Here is a 5,429-nt window from a genome sequence, read left to right on the forward strand (position 1 = left end):
CTCGCCCTCTCCAGCCCGCCGATCGGCCCCGTCTACCGTGCAGTCATCGCCGAGGCGCAGGCCGATTCCGTGCTGCGGGCGACCCTGCACGAACGGTTCCTGGCCACCGTCGAGCGGAGCACCCTCGACCGGATCACCCGCGCCCAGCACACCGGTGAACTGACCGCGGAAGCGAATCTGGAATTCGCCGCCGAAGTGCTGTGCGGCACGCTGTACTACCGCAGTCTGCTGTCGACCCGCCCCATCGACGAGGACGCGGTCGACGGACTGCTGGACATGTTCATGGCCGCCTACGGAACCAGCCGTTAGGACTCAACCGCATAAGTCGGACCTGCTCTGCCGATCCGGGGACGGTGCAGGTCACCACCGCACAACAGGGCAAAGGTCGTCTGATGCGGCGCTAGCCGGCGACTCTTCCCTTCCGGATTTTTTCGCGTCCCTGCCGAAGAAGCGTCATGACGCGCTCGCCGGGCGGCGTGCCTGACCTCGTGGTCGGCGTTGCGGCAATCGGAGAGTCCGGGCAGCGCCTCGCCTGCAGCCGTGCAGCCGACGACTTTCGACGAGTGGGGCGGATTCGTACCATCCGGCTTCACCCGGACCGAGTACGTCAGCACCGACCAAACACCGTGGCAGCACAGGGTGGGGGCGACCACAAACGACGCGATCACCATGGCTTGCGTGCGGGCGCCGCCTTCGACGTGCACCTGGCATCAACGGGAAGGGCGGCTTCGTGACCCTGCACGTCCGGCCCGGGACGAGGCGGGCAGGGGCGTCGAGCGGAGCGTCGTGAGGCCCGCGGGCTGAAGCAGTCACCCAGGTGATGTGCCCCGGCACTTGGCGGCCGGGCCGGGACACATCGCCCTTCCCCCTCACCACGGGGGGACCGGGTCGTACCGTCCCCCGTGGCTGCTCAGGGCCGGGACGCCGCCGCCTTCGGCGACACGGCCGCGGGTGAGGCCGGCACGGAGCCGGGCGCCTTCGCGGCGGATGCAGCTGCGGGCTTGGGCAGCCGGATGTCGTAGACGTTCCTGGGCGTCACGATGCGGGTGACCGCCCGGGCGAACATCATGCTCGGCTCCTCGTTCTTGAAGACGACGTCACTGGTGGTGTGCACCACGAGCGTGGCCTTGGCCGCCGGAAGGTAGACCATCACCGTCTGATAGCCCGGCAGTGAGCCGTTGTGGCCGATCCATCCGTGGTTGTTGAACACTCCCAGGCCGTAGCTGAGACCCGGCAGGCCCACCGACTTCATCTTCATCCGCTCGGCCTGTGTGGCGGGGGAGAGCAGCGTGCCCTTGACCAGAGCGGAGGACCAGGACCGCAGGTCCTTCAGGTTCGAGATCATCGCCCCGGAAGGGCCCGATGCGGACGGGCGCCACTCGGTCGCGTCCACGATCGAGCCGTCCGCCGTCTGGTCGGTGTAGCCGTGGGCGCGCGGCGCCGGGAACTCGGTGCCCTTCGGCATGAATGTGTTCGTCAGGCCGGCGGGTTTGAGCACATGCCGCTTCACATAGCTGTTGAACGACTGGCCCGTCACCTTCTGTATCACCATGGACAGCAGGTGGGTGTTGGTGTTGCTGTACTGGAACTGGGTGCCGGGAGTGAAGGCGACCGGATGCTTGAAGGAGAAGGCCAGCAGCTCGTCCATGGTGAACTCATGATTCGGGTCGGCCGTGATGATTTCGCCGAAGCCCGGGTCACGCATGAAATTGAACAGGCCGCTGCGCATCTCCGCGAGGTGGCGCAGGGTGATGCGGTTTCCCTCGGGGACGCCGGGGACGTATTTCGAGATCGGGTCGTCCAGCTTTACCTTCTTCTGGTCGACCAGTTCCAGCAGTGCCGTGACCGTGAATGTCTTGGTGACACTGCCGACGCGCATGTTGAACTTCGGGGACATCGGTGCGTTCGTCGTCTTGTCGGACGTGCCGAAGGCATGCACGTAGCTGCCCTTGCCCGGCGCCCACAGGCCCACGGTCACGCCGGGTGTGCCCGTGGTGTGAAGGACATCCTTGATGGCGCTGTCGAGTTGTGCGCGTACCGCAGGGGTCAGCTGCCGCATCACAGGCTTGGCCGCAACCGGCTTCGTCGTTGCGTGGGCGGACTCGCCGGTGAAAGCCTGTGCCGCCGGGCCTGCTGCCAGCAGCGCTCCAGCGGCCACCACCACCCCGATCGCGCCGACGGTGCGACGGCGGGCCGCGTGGCGTCCCGGGTTACCGAACCAAGACGTGTGAGGCATTCTGCGCCCTTTCAGCGTGCGGGAGGCCCCTTTTCGGCCTCCCGGTCCTTCTTCCATGGTTCTGCCGGCGGACCGTCCCGCCCTCTGCCTCAGGAATGCTTTTCCGCCTCCCCCGGACGAATGAGGTGCAGGGATGCTTCTCACCCAACGGAGGAGACGGCGCGCCCCGGTGTGCGCTCACGGCACGGCGGCCGGCCTGCTGCGCACGGCCGGGGCGGGCCCGGGCGCCGCGCAGGCGGCCGCTGCTTTGGACGGCAGAGGCAGCCACGAACGTCGTGCCGCAGACCGCGTGGCGGGCCGGGGCACGACTGCCGGGCTGTCCGGCGATGCACGGTGCCGGCCCGTCACTCGGGCCAGTCGGAGTCCAGGATGATGTCGACGAAGTTCTCGCGCCGGTACCCGGGCACGTACCGCTCCAGCACATCGGCCTTGACGTTGCCGAACGTCGTCTGCGGGCGGTGGGCGATACCCTCGGTGAACTCCTTGAGGATCTGCCGCTTGAAGTCGCCTCGCGGGTGCAGGGAGACGACGTCGGCGAGATCCGATGCATGGATCTCGTCGAGGCCCAGGCCGAGGACGTCCGCCTCCACCCCGGCGGTCACGAGTGCGACCTCGGGGGCCATGTGCCAGGGAATCTCAGGGGTGGTGTGCAGTGCGATGGCCTGCCACACCAACTGGGCGTCGTCCGGGCCGATGCCGTGCTGGTGCAGGAAGCGGCGGGCCTCGTTTGCGCCGTCGATCTCGAAGCGCTGGTCGTCGCGCCGGTAACGCTGCGTCAGGCCGAGGTCGTGGAAGAGGGCGCCGACGTAGAGGAGTTCGGGGTCCGCGTACAGACCGCGGGACAGTCCGCGCAGGGATCCCCAGAAGAAGACGCGGCGGGAGTGGTGGAAGACGGTCGGTGAGGCCGCTTCCCTGACGAGTTCGGTGGCCTCACGGGCCAGTTTGCTGCCGGGCACGGTGATGCCTGCGGCCGTGGCCGAGGTGGCGGCCATGCGTTCCTCCTGTGACGGGTCGGTCGGTGTGATGGGCCCGGGGGCCAGGGAGCGGACGGCCTCGCCTTGTGTGTGGGGGCGGGGCCGTCCGCGCAGCGTGCGGACTTCAGGCCGCGGCCGCGGCCGCGGCGGTTGGGCCGGGGCGTGCAACGGTGCGGGTGTCGACATACACCGAGTCACCCAGCATGCGCTGAACGGGGCAGTGCTCGGCGATCGTTGCGAGCCCGCTGATCTGCTCCCCGTCCAGGCCACCAGAGATCTCGACGTCCTTGACGATCCGTTTGCGGGGACCGTCGTGGGAGTCCGTCCGGAGCCTGACATCGACGTGGGTGAGATCCCAGCCCTTGCGTTTTGCATACATGCGCACGGTCATCGAGGTACAGGCACCGAGTGCGCCAAGGAGCAGTTCGACCGGGGTGGGCCCGGCGTCCGTGCCGATCGGCTCGGGCTCGTCGGCGCTCAGCCGGTGCGGACCGACGCCGATCGTGGCGGCGTACGGTCCGCTCTCGCGGACGGTGACGGTTCGTCCAGGCATTGCAGCCTCCAAGCTCCTTGCGGGTACTACTGCTTGACTGCGGCCGGTGCGGCGGCAGGCTCCTGCGGTGGGACGGCCCGGCGTTCGCGCTGGACCAACGCGACGACGGCCGACACGGCCAGGAGGAATCACCGACAGCCACAGGCCCTTGGCGATGCCGCCCTCGGAGTCGGAGAGGATGCCGGAGATCAGCGGGCCGACGGCCTGGCCGACGCTGAACGCGACGGTCAGCCAGGCGATTGCGGACGTCCATGCGTGTTGCGGCAGCATGCGGCGGGCCAGCACCGTGATCGAGGTCGGCCCGGCCATGAATCCCGCTCCGAAGACGACCGCGCACACCATCGCGGCGGTCAGCCCGTCGAACAGCAGGACCGGCAGCACGCCGACCAGCACGACGGCCGACACCAGCGCCATGCCGCCGCGCAGCCGTCCGACGATCCGGCCCCACACCAGCAGGGTGGCCAGGGCACTGGCGGCGCCCAGCACGATGAAGAACCCGGCGGTGCTCCAGGTACTCATGCCCTGGTCATGCAGCAGCGCAATGACGAAGGTCATGTACGAGACGTAGCCCGCACCGAACAGGACGTACCAGATGAACGATGGGGCCATTGCGCTCAGGCCGGACCTGCGCTGCGTCCCGCTGACCGGGGGCGCCGGCGGCACTGCCTTGGCCGCCCAGGCGGCGGGTCCGGCGGCGAGCAGCGCCAGCAGGCCCATCAGGAGCCAGCCCGCGTGCCACCCGGACGCACCCCACGCGGTGAGCGCCGAGGGTACGACGATGCCCGAGACGACGACACCGATGCCGACGCCGGCCATATAGACGCCGACCAGGGCCGCCGAGCGCTGCTGGCGGCCGCCGGTGTGCACGCGCGACGCCAGGGCCGAGCCGACGACGAAGGTCACCGCGGTGGCCAGGCCGCCGACGAAGCGCAGAACCGACAGCGCCGTGAAGTCACTGCTCGGGCCGGAGCCGAGCAGCGCCAGGGCACTGATGATCATGCCCAGGACGAAGCTGCGGCCGGCTCCCAGACGCCTGGACCACCATGCGGCGCTTCCTGCGCCGATGATGTAGCCCAGTGCGGTCGCCCACGTATTCCGAACGCGGGCGAGCAGTGCCCGCTCCGAACGATTCCATCGTCTTTTCCTCGCGAACTCGAACGATCACCGGGACCGCCCGTTCGGCAGTCCCTCCTCGTGCCCCAGTGGGCCGGACACTCGACTCAACCGGGCACACGTCCTGCGCCGTGGCTGTACTGCGGGACATGCGGCTGTCACATCCGGACATCGGTCCGGCCCGCCCCTTCAGAGGGGTGAGGGCACAGAAGAAGGGGGAGCCGGTCTCCGCCCGGATGGCCGACTCCCCGTCTCTCGCACTTCATTCAACGACAGCCGTCACGCCGTCCGGCAGCACTCGCGGGGACAGGACACCCACGGATCGGGACACCCCCCGATGGGGGCCGCACTCCGGTGCCCGCCGTGTCCGGAAGTGTGGGTGCCATGTCCCGGCAGCCGACCCCCACCCGGCTCCACCCGTTGTTCCCTTCCTGTACCGCAAATTTGCCTCGCCCCACCAGGAGAAACAGCGCCGTGACCCCCTCGCCCCCGACCTTTCCTGCCGTCCAGCCCTCGCCCGGCCCCGGTCCGGTGCCCGGCACGCCCGCCGGAC

At 69.2% G+C, this 5,429-nt stretch carries 4 protein-coding genes; 1 reads left to right on the forward strand and 3 read right to left on the reverse strand.

The features are described from left to right. A partial coding sequence (locus tag ABT085_RS43320) for a TetR-like C-terminal domain-containing protein (RefSeq protein ID WP_351621807.1) occupies positions 1–309 on the forward strand: 309 nt, incomplete at its 5' end. A 601-nt stretch (positions 310–910) separates the two neighbouring features. Here the strand turns inward: ABT085_RS43320 and ABT085_RS43325 are convergent. The 3 genes from ABT085_RS43325 to ABT085_RS43335 form a co-directional block, all read right to left on the reverse strand. Next, entirely contained in the window at positions 911–2,236 is a 1,326-nt protein-coding gene (locus ABT085_RS43325) for a serine hydrolase domain-containing protein (protein WP_351621810.1), read from the reverse strand. Between the two features lie 344 nt (positions 2,237–2,580). Beyond that, positions 2,581–3,228 (reverse strand): HD domain-containing protein, encoded by a 648-nt coding sequence (locus tag ABT085_RS43330; protein WP_351621818.1) that lies wholly within the window; start codon positions 3,226–3,228, stop codon positions 2,581–2,583. Between the two features lie 106 nt (positions 3,229–3,334). Beyond that, the gene (locus ABT085_RS43335) at positions 3,335–4,876 is read right to left on the reverse strand and encodes a YbfB/YjiJ family MFS transporter (protein WP_351621821.1); all 1,542 of its coding nucleotides are present in this window, start codon (positions 4,874–4,876) and stop codon (positions 3,335–3,337) included. Positions 4,877–5,429 lie beyond the last annotated feature (553 nt).

Source organism: Streptomyces sp. NPDC002265, assembly GCF_040296125.1.
Taxonomy (GTDB): Bacteria; Actinomycetota; Actinomycetes; order Streptomycetales; family Streptomycetaceae; genus Streptomyces.